We start from the raw sequence: 18573 nt of genomic DNA on the forward strand, positions 1-18573 counted from the left end.
AACCGCTTCGCCTAGTGCGCCCCGGCCTCGCCCGGCGCGGCGGACAGGGCGGCCGTCACCCGCTCCAGCTTGTCCGGATTGCGGGTGATGTAGATGGCGACGATGCGGCCGTCCTCGATCTCGAAGGCCGTGGTCTGCAGCACCCCGCCGCGCTCGCGGCTCACATAGCCGGGCAGGCCGTCGATCCACATGGGCCGGACCATCTGCGCGTCCTGTAGAATCTGCTTGCGGAACAGGCCCCGGTAGAGGCGGATCGCCTTCTGCAGGCCGAAAATCGGGTTGATGAAGGCCAGGACCTTGCCGCCGCCGTCGGAGCGGATGACCACGCCCTCGGCCAGCAGCCCCTGCAACATATTCAGGTCGCCGCTGCGGGTGGCGTTGAAGAAGGCCTGGGCGATCCGCGCGCCCTCCTCCTGGGCCACGGGATAACGGGAGCGGGCGTCTTGCACATGGCGGCGGGCGCGGACGGCCAGTTGCCGAACGGCGGCGGGCTCGCGGTCCAGGGTTCCTGCCACCTCGTCCAGCCCGACGCCGAACACGTCGTGCAGCAGGAAGGCCGCACGCTCCAGGGGCGACAGGCGCTCCAGCGCCATCATCAGGGTCAGGGTGAGCTCGTCCTCCATGGGTTCTTCCGGCTCGACCGCGATCAGCGGCTCGGGCAGCCAGGCGCCTACATAGGTTTCGCGCCGCGCCCGCGCGGACTTCATCTGGTCCAGGCACAGGCGGGTGACCGTACGCGACAGGAAGGCGCCGGGGTTCTGGACGCTGGCCATGTCCACCGACCGCCAGCGCAGCCAGGCGTCCTGCACCACGTCCTCGGCCTCGCTCATGGAGCCGAGCATGCGGTAGGCGAGGCGCGTCAGCCGGGGCCGATGCGCCTCGAACACCGTGACCGCCGGCTCAGGCGGCGACATCGGCGGGGTCCACGGCCGGCAGGGCCCGGAAGCCGATCTGCAGGCGGTTCCAGGCGTTGATCGCGCCGATCAGCAGGGTCAGGTGGACCTGCTCGGTCTCGCTGAACACGGCCTTCACCTGCTCATAGTCGGCGTCCGGCGCGTTGGTCTGGGCCACCAGGGTCAGGGCCTCGGTCCAGGCCAGGGCGGCGCGCTCGCGGGCGGTGTAGAGCGGCGCCTCGCGCCAGGCCGGCAGCAGGTCCAGGCGCACCTGCTTCTCGCCGTGCTTGCGGGCGTCGGTCGTGTGCATGTTGATGCAGTAGGCGCAGCCGTTGATCTGCGACGCGCGCAGCTTCACGAACTCCATCACGCTGCGCTCCAGGCCGCTGTTGGCGAAGCTCGCCTCAAGGGCCATCAGCGCCTTGATGCCGTCGGGCGCCAGTTTGAACGGGTTGGTCAGCCGGGGGGTCATTGTCGTCTCCATCCGCGCCTCATGCGCGTTCGACTTCAAGACGAGATGGCCGCCCCGTGATGTGACATGGCCGCCAGGATTTTTTCAGAACCCATAGAGTTTGGCGTACTCGGCGTCCTTTGTCGCGATCTGGCGGGCGCAGTCGACCATGACCTTGGCCTGCTTCCAGGTGGCGTCGTCCTGCATCTTGCCGTCCAGCATGGCGACGCCGGTTCCGTCCGGCATGGCCTCCAGGATGCGCTTGGCGAAGGCCACCTCGACAGGGTCGGGCGAGAACACCTTCTTGGCGATGGCGACCTGGCTGGGATGCAGGCTCCAAGCCCCGGCGCAGCCCATGAGGAAGGCGTTGCGGAACTGCTGCTCGCAGGCCTCCGGATCGTCGATGGCGCCGAACGGCCCGTAGAACGGCTTGATCCCGTGGGCGGCGCAGGCGTCGATCATCTTGGCGAAGGTGTAGTGCCACAGATCCTGCTGGACGCTGGCGCGCGCACCGCCGTCGGCGTGCGGGTCCTCGACCACGCGATAGCCCGGATGGCCGCCGCCGACGCGGGTGGTCTTCATGGCGCGGCTGGCGGCCAGATCAGCCGGACCCAGGCTGATGCCCTGCATGCGCGGGCTGGCCCCGGCGATGGCCTCCACGTTCATCACGCCTTCCGCCGTCTCCAGGATGGCGTGCAGCAGGATGGGCTTTGTCACCCCGTGCTTGGCCTCCAACGAGGCCAGCAGTTGATCCATGTAGAAAATGTCCCACGGGCCCTCGACCTTGGGCACCATGATGACGTCGATCTTGGACCCCGCCCGCCCGACGATCTCGCTGACCTCGTCCAGGTGCCAGGGGGAGTTCAGGCAGTTGATGCGGGTCCAGAACCCGACCCCCGCCGCCGCGAAGTCCACGTTGCGCGCCAAGTCGATCAGCCCCGCCCGGGCCGCCGTCTTGGCGTCGGCGGGAATGGCGTCCTCCAGATTGGCGAGGATCACGTCCACCTCGCCCAGCAGGTCCGGAACCTTGGCGCGGACCTTGTCCAGGTGCGGCGGCACGAAGTGGATCATGCGCTCCACCCGGTTCGGCAGCTCGCTCAGCGGCGCCGGCGCACCGATGGCCAAGGGCTTGAAGAATCCTCTGGGCGTCTTGCTCGTCATCGTCTCACTCCCCCGCGATCTTTTTATTTCGCAATTGCGAGAAGACTTGCGGCGATGCGGAACGGCGTCAAGCACCAACCCTTCTCCTCCCCTGTAGCGAAGCGTACGGGGGAGGATGGAAGCCTCACCCCTTTTTCGCCAGCGGGTGCTTTTCCTCGACCACCGCTTTCAGCCGTCCCTCGGCCACGTGGGTGTAGATCTGGGTCGTGGCGATATCGGCGTGGCCGAGCAGGGTCTGGACCACGCGCAGGTCCGCTCCGCCCTCCAGCAGATGGGTGGCGAAGGCGTGGCGCAGGACGTGGGGGCTGACCTTCTCGCGGTCGATGCCGGCGTTGACCGCCGCCTCGTCCAGCAACTGGGCCACCCGGCGGGAGGTCAGGCGGCCGGCGGCGCTGCGCGAGACGAACAGCCACGGGCTGTCCTTCACCCCGGCCGGCAGGAAGTGCGCCCGCACATCCAGATAGGATTTCACCGCCGCGCGGGCGGCGTCGTTCAGGGGAGCCAGCCGCTCCTTGCCGCCCTTGCCCTTGACGATCAGGTAGGCCGGATCGCGCGTCAGGGCCGCCAGGGGCAGGTTCAGCAGCTCGGAGATCCGCAGGCCGGAGGCGTAGAGCAGCTCGATCATGCAGGCGAGACGCAGGCCGTGGGCGGCGTCCTTCTCGAAGGCGGCGGCGATCAGGCCCTCCACCTCCTCGCGGCTCAGCACCTTGGGCAGGGGGCGGCCCTTCTTGGGCGCCTCCACCCGGCGGGAGGGATCGTCGGTCCGCCAGCCTTCGCCCAGAACAAAGCGGTGGAACTGGCGCAGGGCCGAGCGACGCCGCGACGCCGTGGCCGGCGACAGGCCCCGCGCCCCGAGGTCTGCGAAATAGGCCTCCACATCCTCGGCCGAGGCGGAGCCGAAGTCCCGCCCTCGCCCCTTCAGGAAGGCGGCGGCGTCCTCCAGATCCTTGCCATAGGCGGTCAGGGTGTTCTTCGACGACGCCCGCTCGACGGCCATCATCTCCAGGAACGCCTCGACCCAGCCGGCGCTCATTTGATTTGCAGGGTCAGGATGCCCTCGGCGGCGAGCGCGCGGGCGTCGGCGGTCAGGCCGGCGCGGTTCAAGGCGCGGACCACGCGGGCGCGGTCGGCGCTGGCGAAGTTCCCGATCCCCGCATCGGCGGCGATGCTCAGGGCCAGCAGGCCGGTCTCGCCCTTCAACCCGGCGGCGGCGGCCTGATCCAGAGCCGCGAGACGGGCCGGTGAAGCGCTGGAGCGCGGGCCTTCGAAGGCGGCGAACTCGCCCCGCGCCTGCGGGCTCATGGACACCCCTTCGGAGGGCGCGAGCGCCCACAGGATCATGGCCGCCGGCTGAGCGGGCGACTTGGCGCCGCCATGCGCGCCCCGCTCCACCAAGCGATCCAGGGTCGGGCCGTCGGCCTGCCCCGCCGCCGCCGCGATCAGCGCGTCGATCAGGGCCATGTCGTCGGCCGGGGCGGCGGAGTCGGAGACCAGACCGCTGCGGATGGCGCGGGCCGTCTCCACATCCCCGGCCGCCACGGCGGCGCGGATGAACAGCAGCGGATCCTGCAGCGGCGCGCGGGCGCCGACCAGGGCGGCGATCACCGGGCGGGCGGAGACGGCGGCCTCGGTGAAGGCGACGATCCCCTTGGTCCGGCGCAGGAAGGCCAGAGCCGAGGTCTCGGCCGCCGTCAGGTCGCCGGCCGCCAGTTCGGGCGGCGCGGGCGGACCAGCGAGATGCGCGGCGATGGCCGGGCTGGCGTTGGCGCGGGCGGCGTCCAGGTTCAGGCCCAGCTTGCGGGACAGGGCGTATTCGACGCCGCTCTTCAGCGAAGCTTCACCCGGAGAGCCGGCGCCGGCGATCAGCGCGCCCATCAGGCGGGGATAGGCGGAGCCCTTCGGCTCCTGCGCCGTGGCGAGGGTCAGGGTCAGTTGGGCCGCCTCGGCCTGGCCCGAGGTCGCCTGGCAGAAGGCCCGCAGGCGCAGCCAGTAGGGATCGCCCCGGTTCTCGGTCACCGCCTCGGCCACCGCGCAGGCCCGGGCGTCGTCGCCGACGATCAGGGCCGCCTCCGCCGCCGCCTGGGACAGGGCCGAGCTGGCTGACAGGTTCGGCGCACGCCGCAGGATAGCCGCAGCGCCCTCGGCCTCGCCCAGGGCGAGCAGGCCCTGCACCCGCGCCGCGCCCAGGGCCGGATCATTGCCAGCGCCGTCGGGACCGGAAGCCCCCGTGGTCAGCAGACGCCGGGCCAGACCCTGCGCCGCCGGCGACAGGCTCTTGGCCGACACCCTCGGCAAGGTCTCGCCCAGAATGACCGGTGACGTCCCCCGCCACAGATCGGCGCCCAGACCCGTGTCCGCGCCCACCGGCGTCGAGAACAGGTCGGGCGGCGCCAAGGTGGTCACCTCCACCTGGGCCCAGGCGGGGCTCGAGATGGCGAGGGCGAGGGCGGCGGGGAGGAATCTGTGACGAACCATGGCGTTGATTATGCCCGGCCCGAACGTGGCGCCCAACCCCGTGCTCGTGTAAGCGGTTGCTTCCAAGCAGAACCATGACCGCAACCCTCGCCCCTCCCCCCCGCACCATCGTGCTCGTCGGCCTCATGGGCGTGGGCAAATCCAGCGTCGGCCGCCGGCTGGCCTATGCGCTCGGCCTGCCGTTCAAGGACGCCGACACCGAGGTGGAGGCCGCCGCCGGGCGCACCATTCCCGAAATCTTCGCCGACCTGGGCGAGGCCGCCTTCCGCGATGGGGAGCGCCGGGTGATCGCCCGCCTGCTGGACGAACCGGTCCATGTCCTGGCCACCGGCGGCGGCGCCTTCGTGGATCCCAAGACGCGCGAGCTGATCAAGGAGCGGGCGACCTCCATCTGGCTGAAGGCCGATCTCGAGATCCTGGCCCGCCGCGTGGGCCGCAAGGACAGCCGCCCCCTGTTGCGCAACCGCGATCCGCTTGAGGTCCTGACCCAGCTGGCCGAGACGCGCTATCCCCTCTACGCCGAAGCCGACATCGTGGTGGAGACCGCCGACACGCCGCATCAGGTGGCCGTCGATCAGGTCCTCGCCGCCCTCGCCGCCCACGAAGCCGCCGCATGACCCAGATCCGCACCATTCCCGTCGGCCTTGGCGACCGCGCCTATGACGTCGTCGTCGGCCCCGGCCTGATCGACACCGCCGGCGCACGCATCGCGCCCCTGCTGAAGCGCAAGCGCACCGCCATCGTCGCCGACGCCGACGTGGCCGAGCATCACGGGGAGCGCCTGTCCGCCGCCCTGGAGAAGGCCGGGATCGCCGTGGACATGATCCTGGTCCCGCCAGGCGAGGAGTCGAAAAGCTGGGAGGGCCTGGCCCAGGTCAGCGACCAGCTTCTGGCCCTCAGCCTGGATCGCGGCGACATGATCGTCGCCTTCGGCGGCGGCGTGGTCGGCGACCTGACCGGCTTCGCGGCGGCGATCTACAAGCGCGGCGTCGACTTCATCCAGATCCCCACCACCCTGCTGGCCCAGGTGGACAGCTCCGTGGGCGGCAAGACCGCCATCGACACCCCCCGGGGCAAGAACCTGATCGGCGCCTTCCACCAGCCGCGTCTGGTGCTGGCGGACCTGGACGTGCTGGCCACCCTGCCCGACCGTGAAATGGCCTGCGGCTACGCCGAGGTGATCAAGTACGGCCTGCTGGGCGACTTCGCCTTCTTCGAGTGGCTGGAGGCCAACGGCCCCAAGGTCCTGGCGCGTGAGCCGGAGGCTCTGCTGCACGCCGTGGCCCGCTCGGTGGAGATGAAGGCCGAGATCGTCGCCGAGGATGAGAAGGAGGCGGGCCGCCGCGCCCTGCTGAACCTCGGCCACACCTTCGGCCACGCACTGGAGGGCGAGATGGGCTTCGGCGACGCGCTGAAGCATGGCGAGGCGGTGGCCGTGGGCATGGCCCAGGCCTTCCGCTTCTCCGCCCGCCAGGGGATGTGCTCCGCCCAGGACGCCGCCCGCGCGGAGGCCGCCATCGCCGCCGTCGGCCTGCCGACCGCCCCGGCCCAGGTGCGCGCGGAACCCTTCGCCGCCGACGCGCTTCTGGCCCACATGGGACAGGACAAGAAGGCCGAGGGCGGCAAGCTGACCTTCATCCTCGCGCGGGCTATCGGCGACGCCGTGACCGCCAAGGGCGTCGATGCGGGCGCCGTGCGTGACTTTCTGCTGAACGAAGGCGCGGTCCCGTGATCTGGGCCATCCTGGCGGGCCTGGGGCCGTCTCTGGTCTTGCTGCTGGCCATGTCGGGCCTGATCTCGGCGGCCGAAACCTCCATGACCGCCGCCAGCCGCGGCCGCATGCATCAGCTGGAGCGCGACGGCGACAAGGCCGCCGCGCGGGTCAACAAGCTGAACACCGACCAGGAGCGGATGATCGGCGCCATCCTTCTCTCCAACAACGTCATCAACATCGGCGCCTCGGCCCTGACCACCAGCGTGCTGGCCGTGGTCTTCCCCGGCCCCATCGGCGCCCTGATCGCCACGGCGGTGATGACGGTGCTGATCGTGATCTTCTCGGAGATCCTGCCCAAGACCCTGGCCATCGCCCGCGCCGACGACGTGGCCCGCGCCATGTCGATCCCGACGATGATCGTTGTGAAGGTCTTCGGCCCCGTGGCCCGCGGCGCCCAATGGATCGTCCGCCAGACCCTGAGGCCCTTCGGCATCAACCTGTCGATGGAGACCGACGTCCTGGCCGCTCACGAGGAGATCCGGGGCGCGGTGGAGTACCATCACTCCGAAGGCCTGGTGGAGGGCCGCGACCGGCGAATGCTGGGCGGCGTGCTCGACCTGTCGGAGATGGACGTCTCCGAAGTCATGGTTCACCGCAAGTCCATGATCATGCTCGATATCGAACTGGCGCCGCGCGAGCTGGTGACAGCGGCCCTGGCCGCAGCCCACACGCGTCTGCCGCTCTACAAGGACGAGCCAGAGAACATCGTCGGCGTCCTGCACGCCAAGGACCTGCTGAAGGCCCTGGCGGAGACCGAGGGCGGCGTCGATGCGCTGAATATAGCCGCCATCGCCCGCGAGCCCTGGTTCATCCCGGACACCACCAACCTGAAGGATCAGCTGAACGCCTTCCTCAAGCGCCGCAGCCACTTCGCCTTGGTGGTGGACGAGTACGGCGCCCTGCAGGGTCTGGTGACGCTGGAGGACATCCTCGAGGAGATCGTCGGCGAGATCGACGACGAGCACGACGACGCGGTGGAGGGTGTGCGCCGCCAACCCGACGGCGCGGTCAATGTGGACGGCCACGTCACCGTGCGCGACCTCAACCGCGCCATGGACTGGGACCTGCCGGAGAGCGACGCCGTGACCATCGCCGGCCTGGTGATTCACGAGGCGCAGACCATTCCGGAACCCGGCCAGACCTTCATCTTCCACCGCCATCGGTTCCAGATCCTGCGCCGCCAGCGCAATCAGATCACCGCCCTGCGGGTCAGCCCGCGCCTGGACGACGCCGCCGTCTAGGCAAAACGCCCGTTATGTCGGGAGCCGGACGGTGGCGGCGCCCGCATATGTTGTATGCGGTGAAATGGGCGGGGCTTCGCTGATCAGGCGACAAGCCTTGTCCAATGTGACAAGGACTAGGCAAGAGAACTGTCAGGCGCGCTCGCGCCGGGCTATGATCTTTCAGTAAGCGGTGCGGGGGCGATTATCCGTGGCGCGCTTTGGAGCCGTCGAATGACGCAAGCCGTCGACCTGAAATCCCTGCGCGTACTCGTCGTGGAGGATGAGGCCCTCGTTTCCATGCTTGTCGAAGACATGCTGGACGATCTCGGCTGCGTGGTCGTCGGCCCGGCCGCGGAGCTGGACGAAGCCCTGGCCCTGGCCCGCGACGGCGAGATCGACGCCGCCCTGCTGGACGTGAACCTGGCCGGCCGGCCGATCTTTCCGGTGGCGGACGTGCTGCGCGAGCGCGGCGTGCCCTACGCCTTCGCCAGCGGCTACGGCGAGGCCGGCATCAGCGACGACCACAAGGGCGCCGCCGTGCTGCAGAAGCCTTTCCGTGAAAGCGATCTCAAGCGCGTGCTCGAAACGATCGCCGCCAAGGTCGCCTCCGGCTCCTAAGCCTCTCCGGGGGCCAGAACCTTCACCGACAGGGCATGGACGGGGCCGGCGAGCTCCTCCGCCAGGGCGCTGTTGATCATTCTTTGACGCTGCACGCGGTTCACCCCGGTGAAAGCCGCGGCTTCGATCACTACATTGAAGTGGCTCTCGCCGCCTCCCCGATGGCCGGCGTGGCCATGGTGGCGATCGGAGTCATCCACGACCTCCAGCCGGACCGGTGCGAAAGTCTTGGTCAGTTTGTCGCGGATCGCATCTGTGACGGCGCCCATGCGGCCTCTCCCGGCTTGTCAATTCTTGAACGTATTTAGGTGCGACCTAGACTGAATCCCATGTTCGAGTACCGGCCCAAGTTCAAAGACATCCGTGTCCGCCCCCCGAAAGAGGGCGAGGACGAGGCCATGCGCGTCGAAGAGGACGTCCTGCGCCTGAAGCCAGGGGAGCGTCCCTGCGACCACGCCGGCTGCCGCGCGGCCGCCACGGCCCGGGCACCCAAGTCCCGCGACCTGCCCGATCAGCACTACTGGTTCTGCCAGCCGCACGCCGCCCAGTACAACAAGCGCTGGGACTTCTTCGCCGGCATGAGCGAGGGCGAGATGCGCCGCCACATGGAGGCGCGCGCCACCGGCGACCGGCCCACTTGGTCGTTCAAGGCCGACGCCCGCTCCCGCGAGGCCGCCGCAGCGGCGGCCCGCGACCGCCGCGCCTTCAACGACCCCTTCGGCGTGTTCGCCGCCGCCCGCCGCCGCGCCGAGGCCGCGGAGTCCGCCGGCCGCCATCTGGGCAAGCTGGAACGGGGGGCCCTCGCCGACCTGGACCTGGACGCCACCGCCGACGGCCCGGCCATCAAGGCGCGCTACAAGGAGCTGCTGAAGCGCTGCCACCCGGACTCCAACGGCGGCGACCGCTCGGCCGAGCACAAGCTCCAGCGGGTCATCAAGGCCTACAAGACCCTGCAGAAGGCCAAGCTGGTCTAGTCTGACGCTGGGTAAGGAGGGGTGTCCGGCGACGCACCCCCTTTTCCTAGGCGGCGCAAGGTTCTAAGTGCAGACCATGCCCGAATTCGCCGACACGCCCTCGACCACCGACGCCCTGCTGACCCTGGTGCCCGACAAGTGGGTGACCGTGCGCGAAGTCTTCGGGGTGGACAGCGACATGAAGGTCCCGGCCTTCAGCCATCGCGACCCGCACGTGCCCGAGGTCGACCCGGCCTACAAGTTCGACCCGCAGACAACCCTGGCCATCTGCGCCGGCTTCGCCCACGACCGCCGTGTGATGGTCCAGGGCTATCACGGCACCGGCAAGTCGACCCACATCGAGCAGGTCGCCGCCCGCCTGAACTGGCCGCTGGTCCGCGTGAACCTGGACAGCCACGTCAGCCGCATTGATCTGGTCGGCAAGGACGCCATCGTCCTGAAGGACGGCAAGCAGATCACCGAATTCCGCGAGGGCATCCTGCCCTGGTCGCTGCAGCGCCCCGTCGCCCTGGTGTTCGACGAGTACGACGCCGGCCGTCCCGATGTGATGTTCGTCATCCAGCGCGTGCTGGAGGCCGGCGGCAAGCTGACCTTGCTGGACCAGAATCGCGTGATCCGGGCCAACCCGTATTTCCGCCTGTTCTCGACCACCAACACCATCGGCCTGGGCGACACCACGGGGCTGTATCACGGCACCCAGCAGATCAACCAAGGCCAGATGGACCGCTGGTCGATCGTCACCACGCTGAACTATCTGGATCACGACGTGGAGGCCGGCATCGTCCTGGCCAAGAACCCGTCCTACGACAATCCGGATGGCCGCCAGAAGATCGCCGCCATGGTCCGCGTGGCCGACATGACCCGCAACGCCTTCATGAACGGGGACATCTCCACGGTCATGAGCCCGCGCACGGTCATCACCTGGGCCCAGAACGCCGAGATCTTCGGCGGCGACGTGGCCATCGCCTTCCGCATGACCTTCCTGAACAAGTGCGACGAACTCGAACGCCCCACCGTGGCCGAGTTCTTCCAGCGCGCCTTCGGCCAGGACCTGCCGGAAAGCGCGGCTCGGGTTCGGGTGGCTTAGGACCGCACGATCTGAATAGCGCTGACTGAGCAGACCGCTAGGGCTGGGGCGAGAGTTCGCCCCGCTTACCCTGGAGCCCGCCATGCGTCGCGCCGCGTCCGTCGTCTGGCTGCTCCTCTCCGGGCTGATGCTCGCCGCCTGTTCCGAAGACGCCCAATCCGAGCGCTTGATCACGCCCAAGGATCTGCCGCGCCTGAAGCCGGGCCTGTGGCGCACCGTCACCCGCACCGGCGGCCATGCGCCGGAGACTCTCGTCCAGTGCATCGGCCAGGATCACAGCCTGGCCCAGAGCATGGGCGAGGCCCGCGCACGATGTCCCGGCCTGACCTTGATCCGCACCGGCGGCGTCTACATGGTCACCGCCCGCTGCGCGCGTGACGGCGGCGAGAGCCTGATGCGGGCGCGCTTCACGGGCGACTTCAAGACCCGCATGCGGGCGGAGATGAGCTTCAGCCTGATCACGCCAGACCGCCCGGCCAAGGTGATGACCCTGGTGAGCGAAGGGCGGCACGAAGGTCCCTGCGGCCCTGGTCAGGCGCCGGGCGTCGTGGAGAACGGCGCGCCGCGACGCTGAGGCGCGGCCGAAGCAAAACGAGCCGCCTGCGTCCAAGGCGCCACAGGCGCCTCCTGTCAATTTGCGATCGCGGAACTTTCGAAGACCGCAGCGCTTATCTGAAGCGTGAGTGCGCTGTTTCAGACTGCCTCCCCGCAGCCAGGACGGCGCGTTCCAACCCATATCCACAAGGGGATTGCACCCATGTCCGCATCGCTTGCCGTCGTCACCGACATCGCGCCGCGCTCGACCGCGGCGGAGACCATCAGCCAACGTGTCTCGCGCCTTCAGGCCGAGGCCCGGGCCGTCGCCCGAGAGCATCTTTCCGCCCTGGAAAACGCCATGGAGCAGGTGGCCAAGATTTCCGAAGAGATCGCAGACGGCGGTGAGGCCTATCCGGTCGGCGCCCGCGAGCTGGCCAAGCGCCTGGCGGACGAAACCGGTCTTCGGGTTCAGGCCCTCGACGCCATCCTGGCGCGCACCAGCCGCTAAGACTGAAGGCGAGATCGTGAAGGGCGGCGCTGCCGCCGCCCTCTCGCCTCTCAGTTGGCGATCAGATCGGGCTCGTGCCGCCGCAGCCAGGCGTGAGCATAGCCGCAGGTCGGAATGATCCGCACCCCCTCGGCCTTCACCGCCCCGGCCACCTGACGCATCAGACGATCAGCCGCCCCGGTGCCCCGAAGCGCCATCTCCGCCTCAACATGCGGAATGACCAGGACCCCGTCGCGGCGACGGTAGTCGGCCCAGGCCAGCTTCCCATCCACATCAAGTTCGAAACGTCCTGCGTCGGCGTTGTCGGTGAAGGTTTCGGCCATCGCCTTGGTCTCCTTTTGTCTGCCGTCTGCTAACGCGACAGGATCAGACGCGCTCCACCGCCATGGCCACGGCTTCGCCGCCGCCGATGCACAGGGACGCCATGCCCTTGCTCGCGCCCCGCGCCTCCAGAGCCGACAACAGGGTCGCCAGGATGCGCGCGCCGGATGCGCCGATCGGATGGCCCAAGGCGCAGGCGCCGCCGTTGACGTTCAGTTTCTCGCTGTCGATGCCCAGTTCGCGCTGGGCGATCATGGCGACCACGGCGAAGGCCTCGTTGACCTCCCACAGATCCACGTCCGACGCTGACCAGCCCGCCTTGGCCAGGGCCTTCTGCATGGCCGGCACCGGCGCCGTCGTGAACAGGCCCGGCTCGTGAGCGTGGGCCGCGTGGGCCGCGACACGCGCGACCACGGGCAGGCCCAGCTTCTCCGCCACGCTGGCGCGGGTCAGGACCAAAGCGGCGGCGCCGTCGCTGATCGAGCTGGCGTTGGCGGCGGTGATGGTCCCGTCGCGGGAGAAGGCGGGGCGCAGGGTCGGGATCTTGGCCGGATCGGCCTTCAGCGGCTGCTCGTCCTGATCAACCACCGTGTCGCCCTTGCGGCCGGAGACCGTGACCGGCGCGATCTCGCGGGCGAAGGCGCCGCCCTCCACCGCCGCCTTCGCGCGAGCCAGGCTCTGGATGGCGTAGGCGTCCTGGTCCTCGCGCGTGAGCTGATAGGCGGCGGCCGCCTCTTCCGCGAAGCTGCCCATCAGGCGGCCGGGCTCATAGGCGTCCTCCAGCCCATCCAGGTACATGCTGTCCAGGATGCGGTCGTGACCGATGCGAGCGCCGCCCCGGTGCTTGGCCAGCAGGTAGGGGGCGTTGGTCATGCTCTCCATGCCGCCCGCCACGATGACCTCCGCCGTGCCGGCCAGAAGGGCGTCATGCGCCATGATCGCCGCCTGCAGGCCGCTGCCGCACATCTTGTTGACCGTGGTCGCTTCGACCGACTTGGGCAGGCCCGCCCCCAACGCCGCCTGGCGCGCCGGCGCCTGGCCGAGGCCGGCGGGCAGCACACAGCCCATGATGATCTGCTCGACCTTGTCGGCGGCCAGACCGACCCGCTCCAGCGCGGCCTTCACCGCCACCGCGCCCAGCTCGGTCGACTTGGCGCCGGACAGCACACCCTGGAAACCGCCCATGGGCGTGCGGGCGTAAGAGGCGATGACGACGGGATCGGAGTTCATTGTGGATGTTTCCTCTGCTTGGGGAGGGACTTAAGCCCTCCCGCAGCCCGGGAAAAGAGCGGCCGGGCCCCGGAGAGAGCCCGGCCGAGGTCACCGGAAATGCCTCTCACCCGAGAACGCCGAAAGGGTGGATGAAACGGCGCATCGGAAATGAGTTGCAATTGAGAACCTACGCCTTCGGTTCGGAAACGCAACCCTCTTGCCTTCCGCCGGGGAAACGGTCACCTTCGCGCGATGGGCCGTACCGCCGACTACTCTAAGGAGCGCTGCTCCGTCGCCGCCACGCTGGAAGTGGTCGGCGATCCGTGGACCCTGCTGATCCTGCGCGACGCCTTTCGCGGCGTGCGCCGGTTCGACCAGTGGCAGGACAGCCTCGGCGTCGCCCGCAACGTCCTCGCCGCTCGCCTGAAGACTCTCGTGGCCCACGGGGTTTTGGAAAGGCGCCGCTACAGCGAGCACCCGCCTCGCTTCGAGTATCGGCTTACGGAGAAGGGCAAGGATCTGCGCCCGGTGCTGATCACCCTCAGCGACTGGGGCGATCGGCATGTCTATGGCGAGAAGGGGCCGCTGCATTTCGTGCATGAGCCCTGCGGTCACAAGCTGCGCCCCGGCCTGATCTGCACGGACTGCGGCGAGCCGGTCGAACCCCGCTCCCTGCGCATGGTTCATAATCCCGAGAGTCAGACGGTGGGTGAAGCCTTGGCTGAGCAGGATCTGCTGGAAGCCGAAGGCTAAATTCTCCTCCCCTGTAGCGGCCCCCTCCACCATGCTTCGCATGGTCCCCCTCCCCCGCAAGCGGGGCAGGAGAAATACCTAGCCGTTCAGCCGCACCGCGCCGGCGATGAAGCCGCCGCCGAGCACGCGCGAGATGTCCTCCGGATCGTAGAACACGCAGGCCTGGCCCGGAGCCACGCCTTCCTCCGCCACATCCAGAGCCACCGCCGGAACGCCGTCGATGGTCGTCAGGCGGCCGGGCACCGGCTCGCGGGTGGAACGGACGCGGGCCAGCACCGCCTGGCCGTCGGCGCAGGCGGCCTCCAGGGTCGGCTGGTCGCCGAGCCAGTTGGCTTCCTTCAGGGTCAGGGCCGTCGTCAACAGCGCCTCGCGCGGGCCGACGATCACCTGGCGCTTGTCGGCGTCGATGCGCACCACGAACAACGGATCGCCCACCGCGATGTTCAGGCCCCGGCGCTGGCCGATGGTGTAGCGGGTCACGCCCTCGTGGCGGCCCAGCACCCGGCCGTCCAGATGCACGATGTCACCCGCCTCCGCGCCGTGCGGGCGCAGGCGATCGATGACCGTGGTGTATTTGCCCTCGGGCACGAAGCAGATGTCCTGGCTGTCCGGCTTGTCGGCCACCGACAGGCCCAGCTCCTCGGCCACCTTGCGGACGTCCGGCTTGTGCAGACCGCCCAGGGGGAAGCGCAGGAAGTCGAGCTGCTCGCGCGTGGTGGCGAACAGGAAATAGGACTGGTCGCGCGCCGGGTCGACCGCGCGGCGCAGCTGCGGATCGTCGCTCATCGAGCGCTGCACATAGTGGCCGGTGGCCATGGCTTCGGCGCCCAGGTCGCGGGCCACATCCAGCAGGTCGCGGAACTTGACCGTCTGGTTGCAGCGGACGCAAGGGATCGGCGTCTCGCCGCGCAGATAGGCGTCGGCGAACTCTTCGATCACGTGCTGCTTGAAGCGGCTTTCGTAGTCGAGGACGTAGTGCGGGATGCCGATGGCGTCTGCAGCCGTGCGGGCGTCGAGGATGTCCTGGCCGGCGCAGCAGGCGCCCTTCTTCTGGATCGCCGCCCCGTGGTCATAGAGCTGCAGGGTGACGCCCACCACGTCATAGCCGGCGGCCTTCAGCAGGGCGGCGGTGACGGTGGAGTCCACGCCCCCCGACATGGCCGCGACGATGCGCGTTCCTTCCGGCAAGCCAACCGCCGCGCGCGCGGCCTCAACCGCAACAGCCGAAAGGCTGCTGACGGGATTCAAGGTCGGCTTGGCGAGTTCGCAGAAGGTCATGGGCGGCTATTTAGCGGCGCGAGGCCCCAATTGCGAGGTTTCGGCTCTACAGCACGTTCAGGATCGACGAACCCGACAGCATGGAGAACACCCGCGCGGAGCCTTCCAGCGACAGCTGCGCGATGTTCAGCCGCACCGAGGCGGCGGCGTAGTCGGCGTCGACGATCCCGCCGATCATCACCTCCATGCCGCTCTCGCGCTCCTTCAGGACCGTCGCCGCCTGATCCACGCGGTTCTGCAGCATGCCGTTGCGGGCCGCCTCGTCGATCAGGCCCTTGCGGCTGTCGTCCAGCAGGGTCAGCTGCGACTTCAGGAAGTCGTTCTGCTCCTGGGTGAGGTTGCCGTCGAAGTCCCCATTCTCCTGCACATAGGCGGTGATGTTCTGCAGCACCGTGAACAGCGGCGTCCCCAGGGTGTCGGCATGGAAGGACGGATTGATCGTCGCGGTCTCGTTCAGCCGGATCTGCGATTCAAAGTGGTCGTTGGAGAACAGACCGGCGATATGGTCCTCCAGCTCGGCCGGCGTGGCCGGCAGGGGCGGCACCAGATCGTTGAGTGCGGTCGCGGTGATCGGCTGGGTCTCGATCTTCCCGCCAGCGAACAGGAATTGTCCCTGATGCTGGGTGTTCAGGGCGGAGACCGCGTCGGCGAAGTAGCTCCCCAGTTGCTCCATCAAGGTGTCGGCGTTGCCAGCGGCCACCGCCTCGGTCACCGACGTGCGGATGCTTTGCGCCGTGTCGGCCGCCCGGGTAAGCGCCACGTCCTGCATGCCCAGCTTGTCGGTCAGCAGGGTGTTCTGCTCCAGGAACGAGCCCACCTTGCTCTGCACGTTCTTCAGGGCGGTGATGTACTCCGCATTCTTGGCGAAGCCCTTCAGGTCGGTGGCGACCTGCTTGGTGGATATCTGGTCACCCCATTTCGCTTGCTCGACCTGCGCTCGGGACAGGTTGCTGAGCATCGAGGAGTAGTTGCCGGCGGTGGAGATGCGGGTCATGGCTCAGGTCACACCAGGTTGATCAGCTGGTCCATCATCTCCTTGGCCGCCTGGATCAGGCGGGAGGAGGCGTTGTAGGCCTGCTGGTAAGTGGTCATGCTGATCAGTTCTTCATCGAGGTTCACCCCCTCGACGGACTGACGGCGGGCGTCGGCCTCCAGCTTCACGGAGTCCGCCGATTGCTGACGCGAGGAGGCGGTGTCCGCCTTGCGGGCGATGGAGCCGCTGACCTCCGAGAAGAAGGCGCTGAGGCTGCCGGTCGTGGCCCCCATCCCGCCGGTGGCGGAGAAGTGACCCGGCGCATCGCCTGCCTTGGCCAGCGCCAGCGCGCCGCGGCCGTCGCCGATGACCAGCCCAGCCTGGCCGGGCGTTGCGTTCAGATCCAGCTGTGCGAACGGCAACTTCGACGGGTCGGAAACGATGGCCGGATCGACGAAGAAGCGGCTTCCGCGATTGCCCCGCTCCGCCGCGCCAAGGCCGAAGAACTGGCTCATGGTCGGGCCGCCCGGCCCTCGCTGGGTGGCGTCGCTGGTCACCGACAGGGTCACCCCCGCCTGTTTGGGCGTGAAGCTGAGTTCGCCGTACTGGTTCAGCGAGAAGCTGCCCTGAACGCCCAGCCCCGTGCCGTTGGCGTTCAGCTCGGCCAGCAGGTCGTCCATCGTGCCGCCGGCGGGAATGGTGATGGTCGCGTCCCGGATCAGCTGATTGTTGGCGTCGGTCAGGCGGAAGATGATCTGCTCGCCGGCGCCGAAGCCGTGGTTGCTGGTCCCGGTCAGGCCGGTCTCATAGCTGGCGAGACCGTCCGATCGGATAAGATCGTTCATACCGAAGAACGAGCCGAACCCTCGGCCCGCCTTGTTGGAGGGATTGGCGGCGTCCTCCGCCAAGGCTACGCCATGATCAGGGGTGGTGGCTTCGATGGTCAGCCGGCCCGCGGCGAAGCTCGCCGTGCCGAAGCCCGCCAAGGCGCCGTCGAGGTCCGCATCGAAGGTGGCGTCGGTGAAGCCAACCACCGCGCCGCCGTCGATGGTCATGGTGTGGTTGTCGAAGTCGATCTGGACGTGGCGCTGAACCACGCCGTTCTCGTCCGTGATCGCTACATTGGAGATTCCGGTGAAGCCGGCGGCGGCGCTTTCCATATCCGCGCCGAAGCCGGTGTTGCGGCCCGTCAGGCGGGCGGGCGCGGGCACCGACGACGAGGCGTTGGCGGCGATGTTGATCTGCTCCGCCGCGCGGGAGACCATTTCACCCAGCTGATCGGAGATGCCGCCCAGCTCCACATTGCGCAGGGTCATCAGACCGTGGATCTCACCCCCGGTCAGGGTGAAGCGGCTTTCGGAGTTCGGGACCCCCACGGTGGAGCTGGTGATGTAGCTGTTGCCGCTGTCCGAGCGATGATAGGTCAGCTTCGCGAGGACCGCTCCGGCCAGCACGACGCCTTCCGTGGTCCGGACGTCGACGCCGCCCATGTCGCGCGGCGAAACCTTCACGTTCATCAGGCCGGACAGCTCGTCGACCAGCTTGCTCTGGATGTTCTCCGAACCGGTGGCGTCGCCGCCGGTCATCTTCACCGACATGATGTCGGTGTTCAGGCTGTCGATCTGCTCCAGCAGATCGTTGACCCGATCCACGTTCGCCGCGATGCGCGAGTCCGTGGTCTTGCCCAGATTGGCCAGCGACGCGCCGATGCGGCTGGCCTCGCCCAGGAAATTCTCCATGGCCGACACGGCGCTGGACCGGCGCAGGGCCGAGGAAGGATCGTCGGCCGCCGCCGAGAAGGCGGAGAAGACATTGTTCAACTGCGCGAAGAAGGACGTCGGCGCGCTGGGGTCGCCGAACAGCGACTGGGCGTTGTCCAGGGCGTCCGCGATGGCTGAGGCGCTGGCCGCGTCCGAGGTCGCCCGCAGGCTGGCGGCCTGAAGGAAACGGTCGGCGACGCGCTTCACCTCCGTCACATCGACGCCGATCCCCATGCCGGCGGAGATACGGTTCTCCTGGCTGACGACCTTGCGGGTGTAGCCGGGGGTGTTGATGTTGGCGACGTTGTCCGAGACCACCCGCAGGCCGGTCTGCGCCGCCATCAGGCCCGACGTCGCCGCGGAAAGAACTGTATTCAGCGACATGGCCTAGCGCTCCCGACCGGGCGCGCGACGTTCTCTGCACGGCGAAATCTGCCGGGGCGCGAGAGCGATACGAACGCGGACTACAGGCATCCTGTTGTTTTCCAACATCTTCTTCGCGACCGATCATCGACCGCGCGTGTCCCCACGCAAAAGCGGCGCCAGTCCGTTAACCATGCTGGGCAGGGTTCGCC

20 protein-coding genes are annotated in these 18573 nt (G+C 68.7%); 9 read left to right on the top strand and 11 right to left on the bottom strand.

The annotated features are described in order from the left end of the window. Positions 1–11: 11 nt before the first annotated feature. From P7B02_RS04800 to P7B02_RS04820, 5 genes are all read right to left on the bottom strand, one after another. Entirely contained in the window at positions 12–914 is a 903-nt protein-coding gene (locus tag P7B02_RS04800) for a sigma-70 family RNA polymerase sigma factor (RefSeq protein WP_277785193.1), read from the bottom strand. Then, complete coding sequence (locus P7B02_RS04805) at positions 901–1365, bottom strand: carboxymuconolactone decarboxylase family protein (protein ID WP_277785194.1); 465 nt, start codon at positions 1363–1365, stop codon at positions 901–903. The genes P7B02_RS04800 and P7B02_RS04805 overlap by 14 nt, the downstream gene beginning before the upstream one ends. An 84-nt stretch (positions 1366–1449) precedes the next feature. After that, positions 1450–2505: an HpcH/HpaI aldolase/citrate lyase family protein gene (locus P7B02_RS04810; protein ID WP_277785195.1), complete on the bottom strand. Its 1056-nt coding sequence runs from the start codon at positions 2503–2505 to the stop codon at positions 1450–1452. A gap of 124 nt (positions 2506–2629) precedes the next feature. Beyond that, positions 2630–3538: a site-specific tyrosine recombinase gene (locus P7B02_RS04815; RefSeq protein WP_277785196.1), complete on the bottom strand. Its 909-nt coding sequence runs from the start codon at positions 3536–3538 to the stop codon at positions 2630–2632. Continuing rightward, positions 3535–4980, bottom strand: coding sequence for a hypothetical protein (locus P7B02_RS04820; RefSeq protein WP_277785197.1), 1446 nt, complete (start codon positions 4978–4980; stop codon positions 3535–3537). Before P7B02_RS04820 ends, P7B02_RS04815 begins: the two co-directional genes overlap by 4 nt. 74 nt (positions 4981–5054) lie before the next feature. On the opposite strand from P7B02_RS04820, the gene P7B02_RS04825 reads away from it, so the two are divergent. The 4 genes from P7B02_RS04825 (at position 5055) to P7B02_RS04840 (ending at position 8595) form a co-directional block, all read left to right on the top strand. Next, the gene (locus P7B02_RS04825) at positions 5055–5597 is read left to right on the top strand and encodes a shikimate kinase (RefSeq protein WP_277785198.1); all 543 of its coding nucleotides are present in this window, start codon (positions 5055–5057) and stop codon (positions 5595–5597) included. Next, positions 5594–6712, top strand: a complete 1119-nt coding sequence (aroB, locus tag P7B02_RS04830; protein ID WP_277785199.1) for a 3-dehydroquinate synthase — start codon at positions 5594–5596, stop codon at positions 6710–6712. Before P7B02_RS04825 ends, aroB begins: the two co-directional genes overlap by 4 nt. Next, positions 6712–7995: an HlyC/CorC family transporter gene (locus tag P7B02_RS04835; RefSeq protein ID WP_277785989.1), complete on the top strand. Its 1284-nt coding sequence runs from the start codon at positions 6712–6714 to the stop codon at positions 7993–7995. Before aroB ends, P7B02_RS04835 begins: the two co-directional genes overlap by 1 nt. A gap of 213 nt (positions 7996–8208) precedes the next feature. Beyond that, on the top strand, positions 8209–8595 hold the full coding sequence (locus P7B02_RS04840) for a response regulator (RefSeq protein ID WP_277785200.1): 387 nt from the start codon (positions 8209–8211) through the stop codon (positions 8593–8595). Here the strand turns inward: P7B02_RS04840 and P7B02_RS04845 are convergent. Then, on the bottom strand, positions 8592–8864 hold the full coding sequence (locus P7B02_RS04845; RefSeq protein ID WP_277785201.1) for a BolA family protein: 273 nt from the start codon (positions 8862–8864) through the stop codon (positions 8592–8594). The two genes, P7B02_RS04840 and P7B02_RS04845, sit on opposite strands and share 4 nt — an antisense overlap. A 51-nt stretch (positions 8865–8915) precedes the next feature. On the opposite strand from P7B02_RS04845, the gene P7B02_RS04850 reads away from it, so the two are divergent. The 4 genes from P7B02_RS04850 to P7B02_RS04865 all read left to right on the top strand — a co-directional run bounded on the left by P7B02_RS04850 (position 8916) and on the right by P7B02_RS04865 (position 11701). Beyond that, entirely contained in the window at positions 8916–9569 is a 654-nt protein-coding gene (locus tag P7B02_RS04850; RefSeq protein ID WP_277785990.1) for a J domain-containing protein, read from the top strand. 76 nt (positions 9570–9645) lie between these two features. Then, the gene (gene cobS / locus P7B02_RS04855; protein ID WP_277785202.1) at positions 9646–10656 is read left to right on the top strand and encodes a cobaltochelatase subunit CobS; all 1011 of its coding nucleotides are present in this window, start codon (positions 9646–9648) and stop codon (positions 10654–10656) included. An 82-nt stretch (positions 10657–10738) separates the two neighbouring features. Then, positions 10739–11230 carry a DUF3617 domain-containing protein gene (locus tag P7B02_RS04860; RefSeq protein ID WP_277785203.1) on the top strand — a complete coding sequence of 164 codons (492 nt, stop codon included), beginning with the start codon at positions 10739–10741 and terminating at the stop codon, positions 11228–11230. Between the two features lie 183 nt (positions 11231–11413). Beyond that, on the top strand, positions 11414–11701 hold the full coding sequence (locus P7B02_RS04865; RefSeq protein ID WP_277785204.1) for a hypothetical protein: 288 nt from the start codon (positions 11414–11416) through the stop codon (positions 11699–11701). A 50-nt stretch (positions 11702–11751) separates the two neighbouring features. Here P7B02_RS04865 and P7B02_RS04870 read toward each other — a convergent pair whose 3' ends face one another. Both P7B02_RS04870 and P7B02_RS04875 read right to left on the bottom strand, forming a co-directional pair. Then, complete coding sequence (locus tag P7B02_RS04870; protein WP_277785205.1) at positions 11752–12024, bottom strand: GNAT family N-acetyltransferase; 273 nt, start codon at positions 12022–12024, stop codon at positions 11752–11754. A gap of 43 nt (positions 12025–12067) precedes the next feature. After that, positions 12068–13252, bottom strand: coding sequence for an acetyl-CoA C-acyltransferase (locus P7B02_RS04875; RefSeq protein ID WP_277785206.1), 1185 nt, complete (start codon positions 13250–13252; stop codon positions 12068–12070). A gap of 234 nt (positions 13253–13486) precedes the next feature. On the opposite strand from P7B02_RS04875, the gene P7B02_RS04880 reads away from it, so the two are divergent. After that, positions 13487–13987: a winged helix-turn-helix transcriptional regulator gene (locus tag P7B02_RS04880; RefSeq protein WP_277785207.1), complete on the top strand. Its 501-nt coding sequence runs from the start codon at positions 13487–13489 to the stop codon at positions 13985–13987. A 78-nt stretch (positions 13988–14065) separates the two neighbouring features. Here the strand turns inward: P7B02_RS04880 and mnmA are convergent, their stop codons facing one another. From mnmA to flgK, 3 genes are read right to left on the bottom strand one after another with little or no spacing between them, the layout of a single operon-like run. Next, a complete protein-coding gene (gene mnmA, locus P7B02_RS04885; RefSeq protein ID WP_277785208.1) occupies positions 14066–15265 on the bottom strand; it encodes a tRNA 2-thiouridine(34) synthase MnmA in 1200 nt (399 codons plus the stop codon). Positions 15266–15311: 46 nt separating this feature from the next. Then, positions 15312–16259, bottom strand: a complete 948-nt coding sequence (locus P7B02_RS04890) for a flagellin (RefSeq protein ID WP_277785209.1) — start codon at positions 16257–16259, stop codon at positions 15312–15314. Positions 16260–16267: 8 nt separating this feature from the next. Then, positions 16268–18382 (bottom strand): flagellar hook-associated protein FlgK, encoded by a 2115-nt coding sequence (gene flgK / locus P7B02_RS04895; RefSeq protein ID WP_277785210.1) that lies wholly within the window; start codon positions 18380–18382, stop codon positions 16268–16270. Between the last annotated feature and the right edge of the window lie 191 nt (positions 18383–18573).

The organism is Caulobacter segnis (genome assembly GCF_029543125.1).
Taxonomy (GTDB): Bacteria; Pseudomonadota; Alphaproteobacteria; order Caulobacterales; family Caulobacteraceae; genus Caulobacter; species Caulobacter segnis_D.